Consider the following 13,738-nt stretch of genomic DNA (forward strand, 5'->3'; position numbering starts at 1 on the left):
TTTCTGCCGGTGAAACGCGTGTGCGTAGTGGTCGTGTCCCCCTCCGGACACTTCGAAGATCGAAGCCCTTCCTGTACAGGAAGGGCTTTTTTCGTTGCTGGCCCGCGTGTGTGGCTCCATGGTTGGGGCGTCGGCGTGTGGCAGTGTGATGGCCGGAGGTGGTGCCGGTGACGCGGAGGAGCCGTCTGTTTCTGCTGGTGGGGGCGCTTGTGGTGGATACCCTGCTTGTTGTGGGGGCCTTCGGATACCGGGCGGTGACGACTCCGATTGCGGGTCGGGCGAATCCGGTGGTGGCTCAGGTCGGTCTCGGCGTGATCGCCACCGTCGATCCGTGTGGGTTTGTCACCTCGGATGTAGTGGGCGGTCCGGGGATCGTGGTGCGGGGGGTTCGGCCGCTGGCGTTGCGGAGTTGCTTTGCGCTGGTGGGAAGACCTGATCAGGCTGGCCGGGGAGTGGTGCTCGATGTCGAGGTGATCGATGGCTTCGACCTCGACCGTTATCGAGACAATGGGCTGACAGTCCGGGATCAGGGCGCTGTTCATCGTGCGATCGGTGCGGAAATCCCTTCGCGGGCATCGGGTGTCGGTGACGTCATGATCGATATCGTGTACCACGACAATGGCGATGCCGTGGTTACCCGCGCCTCGTGGACGGGTCCCGCTCCTGACCCCGGCGCGGAAATCGATCAGCGGGCCGTCGCCGCGCGGGTCGGCGACGCGGCAGCGCACGCAATGGCCACCGGCGCGTTCCGGCATCTGACCTACCCGGCGGATTCGGCGGCGGCGGTGGACCTGTGCAGCCGGCTCACGGCCTCGACACTGGATCCCGGGCTGGATATCCCGGGAACCCGATCCGCGCGGTTGTCCCGCAACGACTGCCGGTGGACTGTGCGGTCCGGAGAAATTCACCGCTCGGTCGAAATCCGCGTGCGCCTGGATTTGCAGCGCAACCAGGGAGTATTCCCGAATCGCCCCAACACGACGGTCGACGGCCGACCAACTCAGGTCTGGATACTCGACAACGTTCCCTACGCCTCCGAGGCCGCAAAATCCTGCCTCTACGCGACGAATGCGAAAGTCTGGAATCCCTGGCCCGGCTACCGCATCGTCCCCGATACCCCCGAACACCCGGACCCGTCCCTGGTGGAGGTGGTCGAGGTCAGCGTCGCGTGGGCACCCGACGAGGACGAGCGCAGAGTATGCGAGTCCGCCGCCCGAATCGCATGGGAGCTGTGGCCGTCGATTCCGTAGCTTGGAGCTCGTCGGGGCCGCGTGCTGTGTCGGCCCTGTGGTAGATCTTGGTGCGTCATATTCAGAGCTTTAGGGGAACACGTGCTGCACCAGCGCATTCCATTCGATATCGATTCCATGCCTCGGGGTGGGCCGGACGCTTCGTGGCTGGATCGGAAGCTGCAGACTGATCGGCTGGAATACACCGACCGCTCCGATGTTCCGGGGACGGTCAAGGAGAAGATTGTCGCGGCGCTGGTGCAGATCGGCACCAAATACGGTACCCACGAGGCCAATTCGGTGCTGGTGGCGAACATGGTCGCTGATATTCCGGAGCCGCGGATTCTGGAACTCGGTGCGGGACATGGTTTGCTGTCGCGTCGGGTGCTGGAGTTGCATCCGGGGGCTTCGGTGACGGTGACCGATATCGATCCCGCGCTGGTGGCCGGGATGGCGGCCGGGCCCTTGGGCGCGCATCCGCGCGCTACCGTGCGGGCCGTGGACGCCACGGCCATCGACGCGCCCGACGACAGTTTCGACCTGGTGGTGTTCGCCGCGGCGTTTCATCACCTGCCGCCGGCCGCTGCGGCGCGAGCCATCGCGGAGGGCACCCGGGTGGGCGCGAAATTCCTTGTTGTCGACGGCATTCGGCCCACAGCCGGAAAACTGCTGCTGCGCTACCTCACCTTGCCACCCATTGTCGGTGCGGTGATGCTGCTGAGTCTGCGGACCCCGCTCTCGGCGATCGGACCGACCGTGCACGACTCCTTCATCACCTGTCTCCGCCACTACAGCCGCTCCGCCTTCGAAACACTTGCGGCAGCAGCGGATTCGCCTGTCGCCGTGGAGTTCCCGGCAACCGACCGCATCGAGAACGATGACCATCCGGTGATCTTCACCAGATCCTGAAACCCTGCGGTGGCGGTCGTATGCTGACCGGCGGGACGGTCGGGTTGCCGATGTGCCTGTGAGAGTTCGAGATTGAAGGGGACGTCGATGTCGCCTGGGTATCCTCCGCCCGATGATGATTTGTCCTGGCAGGACACTGATGTGTTCGAGCCGATTCGGGATGATCCCTATGGGGCGGAGTCGGTGGGGCGGGGGCCGGCGCGGTCGTGGGTGTATGCGCTGGTTGTTGTGCTGGTGCTCGGGGTGGGGGCGGGGATAACCGTTGGTGGACTGTATCTTTCGGGGGCGGTGGGGCCGGTGGCCACAGAGGCGGCCGTGACGACGAGTGCTCCGGTGGTGGTCGCGTCGGCGCAGACGACTACGGCTGCGGCTGTTCCGGTTTATGTGGGGATTGTCGAACCTTGGTCGGGTGGTGCGGCGCAGGAGCAGGGCGGTGCCGAGGAGTGTTCGGTGAGCGATGGCTCCACGGCGGCGATCATCGAGTGTTATCGGGTCCGGACCGAGCATGTCGACGCTCAGATCAACAGTGCGCGAAAGGCGTTGTTCGGTACGGCCGATGCCGCCGAGCGCAAGGCCATGGTGAACGAGGATGCGGCGTGGCTGGCGGCGCGGGCCACGGTGTGCGGGGCGCGGCCGGCGAGTGGTGGGAGCGTGGACCGGATCTATGCGGCCCAGTGCGTGTTTGACGTGTCCGATGCTCGGCTCGCCGAGGTGAACGAGGAGTCGCTGCCGCTGGCGACATTGACCATGGGCAAGTCGCTGGAGAGCGGGTTGCTGGCGTGGTACACCACGCCGAAGGGCAGTCAGATCAGCGCGTATCAGAGCGGGTCGACCAGGGATGCGATCGTGTGCTTCGCGGTGATCGGCGGTCATGCCGGATTCACGGTCAACACAGATCAATTCACCTTTGTCGTGGGTGCGCAGACCTTGAAGGGGCAGCAGCTCGGGTCCGATATGACTGTCGACGGTTATCAGGTCGGCACGGGCGAGCTGATCAACTTCTGTATGCGGTACGACGATGCGAAGCACGGTTCGAAGCAGGGGAGCGCGACCTATTCGCCGGGCTCCCCGGCAGCGATGTGGGCGGTGAAGAAGTCCGGCTGACCGGTGCCGACCGGGCTCGGGCGGCGAATCAGTAGACGGTGAAGGTGGTTTCGCTCGGCGAGTGCGGGAAGTTGGTGTTCAGTGAGAACGCCACTCGGCCCGCACCCGTCACCAGGCGCACGTTTCCGGCCTGTGGCGCGAGCCAGAAGAATGGGGTGCCGTTGCCGCTGCCGAGGAAGACCGATCCCCAGCCCGACGCGCCGGTGTCGAGGTTGTGCCAGTTGACGGTGGCGGTGACCGAGCACCATGGTGCGGGTACGCCGAACACCTTCAGCCAGCCGCGCACATTCAGGTCGACGGTGCCCGCGACATCCCCGTCGGGGTAGACGTTGCCGATCGCCCAGACGTCGCCGGAGCAGCCGAGTCCGTCGGCTCCCGTAGTGGTCAAAGGCAATTCGACCGGGATGTAGTTGGAGGCGGAGGCGGGCGCGCTCGTGCCGATCAGTGTCGCGGTCGCGAGGGCGGCGGCGGCCGTGAGCGTGCCGAGTCGTCCGAGTGGCATGGTGGAACCTTCCGACGCAGGGGGTGTCCGTGAGAAAAGACTCATCAGTCATTACCATCGGCGCGGGGGTCGTACCGTTAGCCTGGCGACATGTCGGCAAACCTTCCCTCGAGAGAGAATCAGCAACCTCGCGGCGAAGCGCGGGTCGTCGCACTCTGCAATCAGAAGGGTGGCGTGGGCAAGACCACCTCGACCATCAACCTGGGTGCGGCCCTGGCGGAATGCGGGCAGCGGGTGCTGCTGGTCGACCTGGATCCGCAGGGCGCGCTGTCCGCCGGACTCGGGGTCGCCCACAACGACCTGGTGGTTACCATCTACGACCTGCTCGGCAAGTCCGCGCCGCTGGTCGACGAGGTACTCATGAAGACCGGTGTCGAGCGGATGGATTTGCTGCCCAGCAATATCGATCTGTCGGCGGCGGAGATCCAGCTGGTCAACGAGGTCGGGCGCGAACACGCGCTGCGGCGGGTGCTGGATCAGGTGCGCGACCGCTACGACTACATCCTCATCGACTGTCAGCCCGCGTTGAGCGTACTCACCGTTAACGCACTCGCCTGCGCGGACGGCGTGATCATTCCGATGGAGTGCGAGTTCTTCTCGCTGCGCGGACTGGCCCTGCTGACCGACACCATGGAGAAGGTGCGCGATCGGCTGAACCCGAAACTCACCCTGTACGGGATCGTCGTCACCATGTTCGACGCGCGGCTGCTGCATTCGCGGCAGGTGCGGGCCCGCGTGGAGGAGGTGTTCGGCGGCAGCGTCTACGAGACGGCCATCTCCCGGACTGTCCGCTTCCCCGACGCCACCATCGCCGGTGAGCCCATCACCTCGTGGGCGCCCAAATCCAATGGCGCCGAACAGTATCGGGCCCTGGCCCGCGAGGTGCTGCAGCAAGCCGGACGATCAGCGTGATCCGGGTGTCCTGAGCTGGAATCGCTTCGACGGTGGCGCACCCGAATCGCACGCGGCTTCGGATGTCACGCCGTGTGCGCGAGCAGCTGCGCGGCGACGGCATCCCAGGTGTGCGGCGGGAAGACCTCGTGGCCGGTCTGCTCCAGTGGAACGAATCGCGCTCCCGGGATCTCGGCCGCGAGGGTGCGGCCGTGCTCGATCGGGAACAGCGGATCCTCGGTGCCGTGCAGCACGAGTGTCGGAATCGCGATCTGCCCCAGCCGATCTCGCCACGGGTCCCCGGCCTCGATCAGATACGGGTTGGTGAGCTGTGCGGCGATATCGGCCGCGCGGTACACCACCCGGTGCGCGTTGTCCTGCTGTGCCGCCAGGTCGAACGGGCGCGAGGTGGCGGCGAAGGGCCGCATGGCATCGACGAGGTAGTCGACGACCGCGTCCTTGTCGGCCCAGTCCGGCGTGGGGGCCTCTCCGGCGAAGTAGGCCGCCAATTCCGGTGTCAGCCCGGGGAGATCGGGCTGCTGGTGGCCGGGGCCGCCCGGTGTTCCGGACATGATCGACAGGGTGGCCACCAGTTCCGGATGATCCAGGGCGACCAGCTGTGCGACCGCGGATCCCTGCGACATGCCGACCAGATGTGCCGGTCCGAGTTCGAGCGTCTCGATCACCGCGGCCGCGTCGGCGACCAGGTCGCGCAGGTCGTATTCCGGCGCGCCGACCGGGTAGGTGGTCGACCGCCCGGCGTCGCGGCTGTCGAAGCGGACGACGTGCCGACCGCCCGCCACCAGGCGCTCGATGAATCCGTTCTCCCAGGCCAGCATTGATTCGCCGGCCCCGTGCAGCAGCAGCACGCTCGGCTGCGTGGGATCGCCGAAGCTCTCGACGCTCAACTCCACGCCGTTGATCTTGATGCTCTGTTCGCCGGTGCTCATGCCGTTCGTGCTCACTGCCTTGCCTCCAGTTCGTTACATGTAACGCAAACCATAGCCGCACATTCGTTACATGTAAACAACTTGAGCTAAACTCGCTGCCATGGCTCGCGATTCGGATACGACACTCGACGGCCGGGCCCGAGCGGCCTGGACCGCCTATCGTCGCCTGCGCGAGCGAATCGACGCCGAAATCGCCCGCGATCTGGAACGCGACAGCGGATTGTCGATGCCCGACTACGAGGTGCTCGCCGCGCTGGACGAGTTGGAGAGCCCGGACGCCTGCATCCGGGTGCGCGGGCTGGCCGCCGAATTGGGTTGGGCGCACAGCAGACTGTCCCGGCAACTGGGCCGGATGGAACAGCGCGGCCTGATCGCCCGCGAGCCCTGCGAACGCGACGGCCGCGGCGACGACGTCCTGCTCACCGGCGAGGGCCGCGCACTCTTCGAATCCGCGACGCCCGCGCACCGAGAATCGGTGCACGAGCGGTTCACCGGCCTGCTGTCGGCAGACCAGCTCGATACTCTCATCGCCATCGAGCGCGCGCTGGGCGGAGCTGGTTAGCGCACCTCGATGCTCGGCTCCTCCGACTTCTCCGATTTGTCCGCCGGTGTGAAGAGCGCCCAGATCGGACCGACGGCCAGCCAGATCAGCAGCACCGTGGTGAGCCTGCTCATCCAGTACCAGAGCGCCTCGGTGCGGTCGGGCGAGCCGACCACGAAGACCAGCAGCAGCATGGTGCCGCAGGCAATCGCCCAGGCCAGCAGGCACTTCCGCCACTCGCGCCATTCGTAGGCCAGGCGTCCGGGGTCGTTGCGGCCCGGCGGTTTGGTGGGCGGCGGACCACCCGCGAAGCGATGGGCGACGCGTTCGTCGGCCCAGCGGATCACGCTGTGCCCGAAGGCCACACTGAATCCGAGATAGGCCGCGCCCAGGCCGTGGGCGGCAGTGGCGGTTCCGCCGCGCCCCAGGTCGAAGACGGTGGCGATCAGCAGGGCGACGTCCAGCAGCGGGGTGCTGATCAGCAGCACAGTGCTGACGCGACGCCACTTGAACAGATACCGGACCAGCAGCCCGGCACCGAGCAGTATCCAGAAACCGACCTCGGTCGCCGCGATGAGCGCGGTGATCGGATTGGTGCGCAGTAGTTCGAAGAACCCCTCCATGACATCGAGCCTGGCCGGTACGGGGGTGCGTGCGCGTCGGCGGTCGGGGGCATCGCGGGTCATCACTTCGTAGCATGCGCAGCGCGCCGAATCCGACGTTCGATCGAGGTTGCCGGGCTCGCGGCTGTGCTGAGATGGAGTCATGCGGTGGCCGAGGGTCGGAGACTGGCCCGTCTGGCAACGGGACGGGCTGATGAGCGCTGCCTGCTTCGTGGTGGGCAGTCTGCTGCTGCTGTCCCGGCTGCCGCTGATCGTGCGATTCGGGGAACCGGCCGTCGCACCCGCGCCGGGGTGGCTGGAGTACGCGGCGCTGGCCGCGATCTGCTGTGCGCAGCTGTTCCGCACCCGTGCGCCGATCGCCGCGCTGCTGGGCGGCGTGGCGGTGGTGGGTGTGGCCGCGCCGCTGGTCGGGCTGAGTATCGGCGTGCTGTACGTACTTTCGGATCTGCTGTACAGCGCGACCCTGAACAGTTCGCTGCGCGCCAATCGCGTGATCATCGCCGTGGTGGGCGTGCTGATCGTGGTGTCGGGCGTGGGATCCGGTGTGGCGAGCGGGGATTGGCGGCTGGGGCTGCTGACCCTGCTGGGGGTGGGCCTGTTCCCGGTGATCCCGGTGTGGTGGGCGACGGAGGTGCGCGCCCACCGCGCCCTGGCCGACGCCCAGCGTGAGCGCGCCGACCAGCTCGAGCGCATCGCCGAACTCGACCGCCGCGCCGCCGTCGCCGCCGAGCGCGCTCGGATGGCCCGCGACCTGCACGATGTCATCGCCGGACATCTGTCGGCCATCGCGATCCAGTCCGAGGCGGCGCTGTCCATGGTGGACGGCGATCCGCAGGTCATGCGCACGGTGCTGAAGTCGGTGCGGGAGAACAGCGTTGCCTCCCTCACCGAGATGCGGGCCATGATCGGCCTGCTGCGCTCCGACGATCCGGAGAGCGAACCCCGCACCGCCCCGGCCCGCCTCGCGGACCTCGAACCCCTGCTGGAATCGGCCCGCGCCGCCGGGTTGAGCGTTCGATCGGAGGTGGACACACCCCCGGATCTGCCTGCGGCGGTGGACCTTTCCGCCTACCGCATTGTTCAGGAAGCCCTCACCAACGCGGTCAAGCACGCACCCGGCAGCGCGGCCGAAGTGATCGTCACCGCGCGCGAGGGCACACTGATGATCGACGTGACCGATCGTCGGGACGGCAGCGGCGGTCACGACGGCGCAGGGTTTCGCAACAAGCTGTCCGAAAGTGGTGGAGGTGGAACGGGTTTGACCACTATGCGCGAGCGCGCTCAGGCCGTCGGCGGAGTACTGGTCGCCGGGCCGCACGGCCATGGCTGGCAGGTCCGCGCGGAACTGCCGATCCCGGGAGCCGCCCGATGACCGGGGAACTCGCGACCGGCCCGATTCGCGTGCTGCTGGCCGATGATCACGCGGCGGTGCGGGCGGGTCTGGCCATGATTCTCGGGACCGCCGGGGATATCGAGGTCGTCGGTGAGGCGTCGGACGGGATCGCGGCGGTGCGCAAGGCGACGGCGCTGCGGCCGGACGTGGTGCTCATGGACATCCGCATGCCCGGCATGGACGGGATCGAGGCGACACGGCAGTTGGTCGAACAGCGCATCGCGCACGTGCTGGTGCTCACCACCTTCGATGTGGACGAATACGTATACGGCGCTTTGCGTTCCGGGGCGGCGGGATTCCTGCTGAAGTCCGTCGATTCGGCGCGGCTGATCGAGGCGGTCCGCCTGGTGGCCGCAGGGGACGGCGTGCTGGAGCCCAGCGTGACCCGGCGGGTCATCTCCGCGTTCGCGGGCGCGGTCCCGGCTCCGGCCGCACCGCCGCCGGGTCTGTCCGACCTCACCGATCGAGAGCGCGATGTGCTGGCCTGTCTGGGCGAGGGGCTGTCCAATCAGCAGATCGCGCGTCGCCTCACCATCAGCGAGGCGACCGTGAAAACCCATGTGTCCCGGGTGCTCTACAAACTCGACCTGCGTTCGCGCGTGCAGGCCGCCATGCTCGCCAGGGATGCGGGCCTGACGCCCTGATCGCGCGCGTCCTCAGCGCAGGGCGCTGCCCGCCAGCCACTGGTCCCAGGGCAGCCCCCAGTCGCCGTTCTGCCACACCTCCAGCGGCTCCCCGCCGGTATTGCGCACCTCGACGATGTCGCCGGGCAGCACCCAGTTGAAGAACCAGCTCGCGTTCTCGGTGCTGAGGTTCAGGCAGCCGTGCGAGACATTGGTGTTGCCCTGCGCCCAGATGGTCGCGTCGAGGGCGTGCACGTAGATCCCGTCGGTGCTGATTCGTGTTGCCCAGCCGATGGTTTCGCGATATCCGAGCCGGGAGTTGATGGGCAGCCCGTAGGTGGAGGAGTCCATGATCACGGGATTGGATTTGTCCATCACCGTGTAGATGCCGCGCTGCGTCCAGAAGGACAGCGTGGTGCCGCCGATGGTTTCGGTGCCGCCCTGCCCCATGGAGGTCGGCATGGTGCGCACCAGGGTGCCGTTCTCGAAGACCTCGATCTGCTTGGTGTTGTCGTCCGCGATCGCGATGTGGGCGGGGCCGATGGTGAACGTGGTCGCGCTGTCCTCCTGCCCGAACAGGCCCGGTCCGAGTTCCGCGCCGTAGATGTCGGCGGTGACGGTGACCCTGGTGCCCGGCTGGTAGTACTCCCGCGGCCGCCAGTGCGCATTGCGCTGATCGAGCCAGTACCAGGCCCCCTCCACCGCGGGCTCGGTGGTGACGCCGAGCCGCTTCTCGGCGGCGGCCCGATCGGGGATGTCCTCGTCGAAGTGGGCCACCACGACGGTGCCGATCCCGTAGGTGCCGCCGTCGGCGAGGGGCTGGCCGCCGGTGGTGGTCAGATAGGCCTTGGTCTGATTGCTGGGGGTGAGCGTGGAGAAGGTGGAGGTGATGACGCCGGTGGGCCCGCCGTCGGTACTGCCTTCGACCAGCAGGGTGTAGGTGCGGCCGTAGCCGAGCGGGCCGTTGGGTTTCCAGCTGGTCCGGTCGGGCGTGAAGAGGCCCTCGATGGCGCGGCCCTGCTCGTTGGTCATGGCCACCGAGGTGAGGCTGCCGTCGCTGATGGTCACCTCGACCGGGGCCGAGGGGTCGACCTGCTGCGCGCCCTGGGCGGGCGTGAACGAGATCGCCTCGGCCGGGTCGGTTTTCCCGCCCGAGGACCCCGAGCACGAGGCGATGAGCAGGGTCGACACCGCGAGCAGCAGCAGGGCGCCGATCGTGGGGCGGCCGGCGCGCTGCACGCCGGATGGACGAAAGCGGTGCGACATGGGCGATCTCCCCGTACTCGCCGTGCGCGGCGCTGCAGCACAGCCCATTCGTACTGTTCCACTCCGTAGACTACCCGCGTCGCGGGCGGTAAACCTCCGCTCGTCAAGACCGGTGGCGGCGCTGGAGTCCTTGCGCGCCAACAGATTACGGCTGGATAACGGCAGGAAACCCGGCTGTTCGGAGTGGATCTGCGCGGGCGCGCCGCCGACGGGTTGCGAAAGTTTCCGAGCGTACCGGCGGTTCGGTGGATATGCGTCGAAATGCGTGCGGAACTCTGCCGTAGCAGCGTTGTGGACCGGTAGCGTTGACAGTGTGCCGTTCGAGGATGTCCGGCGTTACGGGATGTGGTGTGCAGTGTGGGGTTTCGAGGTGTCGCCCAAACAGTCCATCGGGGAGTCCGTCCTGACCGGATTGCAGGACAGAGCCGTCGCCGACAGCGTCGCGCTGCGGGTCGGCATCGTGCTGGAACACAATGGCACGGTGCTGATGCTGGAGCGCGATCCGCATGGGGCGGGGCGTAGTCCGCTGAGTCTGCCGGGCACGATCGTGCGCCCGGGGGAGCAGCTGGCTACCGCGGTGGCGCGTGCGGTTTTCGAGGAGACCGGTCTGACTGTTGTCGATATCGTCCGGCATCTGGGCAGTTTCGACTATCTGTCGAATGCCGGAAAGCCGGTGCGCCGTGAGCATTTCGCGGTCGACGTCGCCACCGTCGGGCCGATCCGGCTCACCAACTACGCCGGATACCGCTGGGTATCGCTCGATGGCGAGCTGCCTGTCACGCCGTCGATTCGCGGCATTTTGACCGCCTATCGCAGCTAGCGTGGCATCGCCTTAACAGATTGTTTGCCGGGCGCAATCCGAGCGTCCCCCGGCCGCGAATACAACGTGACCGATTGTGTCTCGCGGCCTGGGAGGTGTTGTCGCAATATGGCGCTGCAGTTGATTGTGCCCGTGCTGTTCGCGGTCGTGGCGCTGCTCGTATTCGTGGTCGGCGATCGGGTGCGGCCCGGCTCCTGGCGGCAGGACGACGACGAAGGCGCGGGAACAGCGGTGACCGACCTGGTCAATATGTTCTTCGCGGCCATTGTCGCCTTCGTGGTGGTCATCTGCTGGCAGCAGTACGACAATGCCACCGCGCATACGGTGTCCGAATCCAAAGGGCTGCTCACCGTGTACTCGGCGGCGGCCGATCTGCCCGACGCCGATCGGGTGAAAATCCAAGTCCTGGTCGAGGACTACACGCACGAGGTCATCACCGACGAATGGTCGGAGATGGCCGAGCATCGCCGGCTCAGCGAGACCACGCAGAACACCTTCGACGAATTGAACGACGCGGTAGCGGCGGTGCAATCCGCCGACCCCAACGTGAAAGACGCACTGGAGCAGGCGGGTTCGGGCCTGGACATGGTGGCTGAAGCGCGTTACGACCGCGGTCTGGACGCCGAATACAAGCTGCCGCCCTTCCTCTACCTGGCGCTCTGGTTCGGCGTCGGCATGCTGTTGCTCGGCACCGTGCTGTCGGGTGTGCTGGTCACCAAGCGCAGCTTGATCATGACCGGGCTGTTCGGCCTGGTGGTCGGCGGCGTCGTACTCGCGGTCTACAACCTGGACGGTCCCTTCCGCGGGGCGAACATCGTCCCCAGGGACGCCTACGAACTCGCCATCAGCCAGTTCGAGCACATCGCCGCCTCGACCCCGGCGCAGTCCTTCATGCCGCGCTGACAGCTTTCGGAGACACAGTGACGCGAACACGTTGGACCGCACAGGGATTCGCTGCGGCAACGGCGGTCCCCGTCGCCGCATGCCTGCTCGCGATACCGGCCGGTGTCGCCGCGGCCGAGCCGGGCGTACCCGACGTCGTCGGCGAAATCATCAGCGGCAGTGCGGGAACCGACGGTTCCGCACCGGTGGCGGAATCCCCGGGGATTCCGCTCGGTCTGGGCAGCGCTGCGGGGCCGGGCCCGGCCACCGCCGGAGCGGATACGGGAAGTGCTCTCGGCCTGGGCGCAGACGCGGGCGGAAACCCTGTCGGCACAGGTAGTTCCCTCGGCCTCGGCCCGGGTGGCATCGCGGCCGGAGCGGGCACGGGTAGCGCGCTCGGTCTCGGCCCGAGCGCGGGCGGCCTCCCATCCGGCACCGGTAGTTCGTTGGGACTCGGTCAGGGAATCGCCACTGGCGCAGCGCTGTTCGACACCGGCAGTGCGCTGGGGGCCGGTGCTCGCGTCGTCAACGCCGTGGCTCGAGACCTCGAAACGCTCGGAGGCCCCGTCGCGAATCCGGTGGCGGACACCACGCTCGGTGAAACGCTCGGTCTCGAATCCGGCAGTGTGCTGACCGCCTGCGCCGGCAGCGCCGTGGTGGGTGTCGGCGCGATCCTGCTCGGCCTGGCCACCGGCAGTGTCAGCGGTTCGGGCCTGATCGGCCCCGGTTTCGTGCCCGGCTCCAGCGGGCTGGTCGGCCCCGGATCCTCCGGTGCGGGCAGCGTGGTGGTCGGCAGCGCGGTCACCGGCAGCGCCGTGCTGACCTGCCTGCTGCTGCTGCCGATTCCGTTTCCGGAAGCACCCGCGACACCGCTGCTCATCCCGCGGCCGGTGCCGGTCGTCCCCGCGCAACTCCCGCTCCCGCCGGAGCCCGCCCCGGTACCGGCCACCGCGCCGCCCGCCCCGGTGGTGGTGCCGCCGGTCTACACGCCCGCCGAGGCGCTGCGCCCGCTCCCCACCTCCGAGGATTGGTCGGCCCTGCAGATGATGACCGTCATCATCCTCACCATCATCGCCGCCGCCCGCGTAAAGATCCGCGGGACGAGGGAGTGAGCCCGGTTCCCGTGCTCACTGCCGGAACTTGGCTTCCAATTCGGTGAGGGTGGCCTGTAGGTCGGCCTGGTCGTTGTTCTTGAACGTGCCTCGGTAGCCGGACTCGGCCTTGATCGCGGCCTCGACCTCCGGATCGTGGTAGATCTGCACGAGTTTCAGGAAGGTCGGGTTGTCCTTGTCCTCGACGCGGGCGGCGAAGATATTGATGTACTGCTTCAGGTTCGGGCGTTCCGGGTCGTCGGTGTAGATGATCTGCTGCTCGGTGAGTCCGGCGGGGACGGCGAAGGTGTCGTCGACGAAGGCCGCGTCCACGCTGTCCAGGGACTGCGCGGTCAGGGTGGGGTCGATGGTGGTCAGCTTCACCCGGGAGGTCGCCTTGTCCACATCCTCGATCTGGGAGTCCCAGCTCGCGCCGTTCTTCAGTGTGATCAGCCCCGCCGCGGCCAGGCTCAGCAGCGGCCGCACCTGATTAGCAGGGTTGTTGCTGAGAGTGATCTCGCCGCCCTGCGGAATCTCCGTCACGGACCTGTGCTTCTTGGAGTACAGCGCCAGCGGGAACACCTCGGTGGCCCCGATCGGCACCAGGTTCTGGTTGTTGCGCGCGTTGTAATTGGCCAGATAGCGCACGTGCTGGAACTTGTTGAGGTCGATCTGCCCCTGCGCCAGCGCCGGATTCGGCTGGTTGTAGTCGGAGAAGCTCACGTATTCGACGGTGATCCCGGCGTCCGCGGCCTTCCGCTGGAAGACCTCCCAGTGCGGTTGCGCGAGATCGTTCACACCGATACGCACCACGTCGGCACGGTGTTCCTTGCCACAGCCGACCGTCGCGGCCAGCGCCAGCAGCAGGGGAATCACCAGGATACGGCCCAGTTTTCGCATTTCAGCCAAGCTAG

At 67.3% G+C, this 13,738-nt stretch carries 15 protein-coding genes; 10 read left to right on the plus strand and 5 right to left on the minus strand.

Features of this window, described 5'->3' with window-relative positions; genetic code table 11:
• Positions 1-167 precede the first annotated feature (167 nt).
• The 3 genes from JK358_RS25205 to JK358_RS25215 all read left to right on the plus strand — a co-directional run bounded on the left by JK358_RS25205 (position 168) and on the right by JK358_RS25215 (position 3,242).
• Positions 168-1,250, plus strand: a complete 1,083-nt coding sequence (locus tag JK358_RS25205) for a hypothetical protein (RefSeq protein ID WP_201951564.1) — start codon at positions 168-170, stop codon at positions 1,248-1,250.
• A gap of 117 nt (positions 1,251-1,367) precedes the next feature.
• On the plus strand, positions 1,368-2,138 hold the full coding sequence (locus JK358_RS25210) for a class I SAM-dependent methyltransferase (protein ID WP_201952534.1): 771 nt from the start codon (positions 1,368-1,370) through the stop codon (positions 2,136-2,138).
• Between the two features lie 120 nt (positions 2,139-2,258).
• Complete coding sequence (locus JK358_RS25215; protein ID WP_201951566.1) at positions 2,259-3,242, plus strand: lysozyme inhibitor LprI family protein; 984 nt, start codon at positions 2,259-2,261, stop codon at positions 3,240-3,242.
• A gap of 28 nt (positions 3,243-3,270) precedes the next feature.
• Here the strand turns inward: JK358_RS25215 and JK358_RS25220 are convergent, their stop codons facing one another.
• Positions 3,271-3,744 (minus strand): hypothetical protein, encoded by a 474-nt coding sequence (locus tag JK358_RS25220; RefSeq protein ID WP_201951568.1) that lies wholly within the window; start codon positions 3,742-3,744, stop codon positions 3,271-3,273.
• Between the two features lie 90 nt (positions 3,745-3,834).
• Here JK358_RS25220 and JK358_RS25225 point away from each other — a divergent pair, with 90 nt between their 5' ends.
• Positions 3,835-4,656 carry a ParA family protein gene (locus tag JK358_RS25225; RefSeq protein WP_201951571.1) on the plus strand — a complete coding sequence of 274 codons (822 nt, stop codon included), beginning with the start codon at positions 3,835-3,837 and terminating at the stop codon, positions 4,654-4,656.
• A gap of 65 nt (positions 4,657-4,721) precedes the next feature.
• On the opposite strand, the gene JK358_RS25230 is transcribed toward JK358_RS25225, so the two are convergent.
• Positions 4,722-5,600 carry an alpha/beta fold hydrolase gene (locus JK358_RS25230; RefSeq protein WP_307817727.1) on the minus strand — a complete coding sequence of 293 codons (879 nt, stop codon included), beginning with the start codon at positions 5,598-5,600 and terminating at the stop codon, positions 4,722-4,724.
• An 85-nt stretch (positions 5,601-5,685) separates the two neighbouring features.
• Here JK358_RS25230 and JK358_RS25235 point away from each other — a divergent pair, with 85 nt between their 5' ends.
• A complete protein-coding gene (locus JK358_RS25235) occupies positions 5,686-6,147 on the plus strand; it encodes a MarR family winged helix-turn-helix transcriptional regulator (protein ID WP_201951574.1) in 462 nt (153 codons plus the stop codon).
• On the opposite strand, the gene JK358_RS25240 is transcribed toward JK358_RS25235, so the two are convergent.
• Positions 6,144-6,812, minus strand: a complete 669-nt coding sequence (locus JK358_RS25240; protein WP_232851898.1) for a hypothetical protein — start codon at positions 6,810-6,812, stop codon at positions 6,144-6,146. The genes JK358_RS25235 and JK358_RS25240 overlap by 4 nt on opposite strands.
• Before the next feature lie 130 nt (positions 6,813-6,942).
• Here JK358_RS25240 and JK358_RS25245 point away from each other — a divergent pair, with 130 nt between their 5' ends.
• Positions 6,943-8,121 carry a sensor histidine kinase gene (locus tag JK358_RS25245; RefSeq protein ID WP_201951577.1) on the plus strand — a complete coding sequence of 393 codons (1,179 nt, stop codon included), beginning with the start codon at positions 6,943-6,945 and terminating at the stop codon, positions 8,119-8,121.
• On the plus strand, positions 8,118-8,786 hold the full coding sequence (locus tag JK358_RS25250; RefSeq protein WP_201951580.1) for a response regulator: 669 nt from the start codon (positions 8,118-8,120) through the stop codon (positions 8,784-8,786). The genes JK358_RS25245 and JK358_RS25250 overlap by 4 nt, the downstream gene beginning before the upstream one ends.
• A 12-nt stretch (positions 8,787-8,798) precedes the next feature.
• Here the strand turns inward: JK358_RS25250 and JK358_RS25255 are convergent, their stop codons facing one another.
• Entirely contained in the window at positions 8,799-10,031 is a 1,233-nt protein-coding gene (locus JK358_RS25255; protein ID WP_201951581.1) for a L,D-transpeptidase, read from the minus strand.
• 313 nt (positions 10,032-10,344) lie between these two features.
• Between JK358_RS25255 and JK358_RS25260 the strand changes: the two genes are divergently transcribed.
• From JK358_RS25260 to JK358_RS25270, 3 genes are all read left to right on the plus strand, one after another.
• On the plus strand, positions 10,345-10,851 hold the full coding sequence (locus tag JK358_RS25260; RefSeq protein WP_201951584.1) for an NUDIX hydrolase: 507 nt from the start codon (positions 10,345-10,347) through the stop codon (positions 10,849-10,851).
• Positions 10,852-10,959: 108 nt separating this feature from the next.
• Positions 10,960-11,754: a bestrophin-like domain gene (locus JK358_RS25265; protein WP_232851899.1), complete on the plus strand. Its 795-nt coding sequence runs from the start codon at positions 10,960-10,962 to the stop codon at positions 11,752-11,754.
• Positions 11,755-11,771: 17 nt separating this feature from the next.
• Positions 11,772-12,845 (plus strand): hypothetical protein, encoded by a 1,074-nt coding sequence (locus JK358_RS25270; protein WP_201951587.1) that lies wholly within the window; start codon positions 11,772-11,774, stop codon positions 12,843-12,845.
• 15 nt (positions 12,846-12,860) lie between these two features.
• Here the strand turns inward: JK358_RS25270 and JK358_RS25275 are convergent, their stop codons facing one another.
• On the minus strand, positions 12,861-13,724 hold the full coding sequence (locus JK358_RS25275) for a MetQ/NlpA family ABC transporter substrate-binding protein (RefSeq protein WP_201951590.1): 864 nt from the start codon (positions 13,722-13,724) through the stop codon (positions 12,861-12,863).
• Between the last annotated feature and the right edge of the window lie 14 nt (positions 13,725-13,738).

The organism is Nocardia acididurans (assembly GCF_016741815.1).
In the GTDB taxonomy this organism is placed as follows: domain Bacteria; phylum Actinomycetota; class Actinomycetes; order Mycobacteriales; family Mycobacteriaceae; genus Nocardia; species Nocardia acididurans.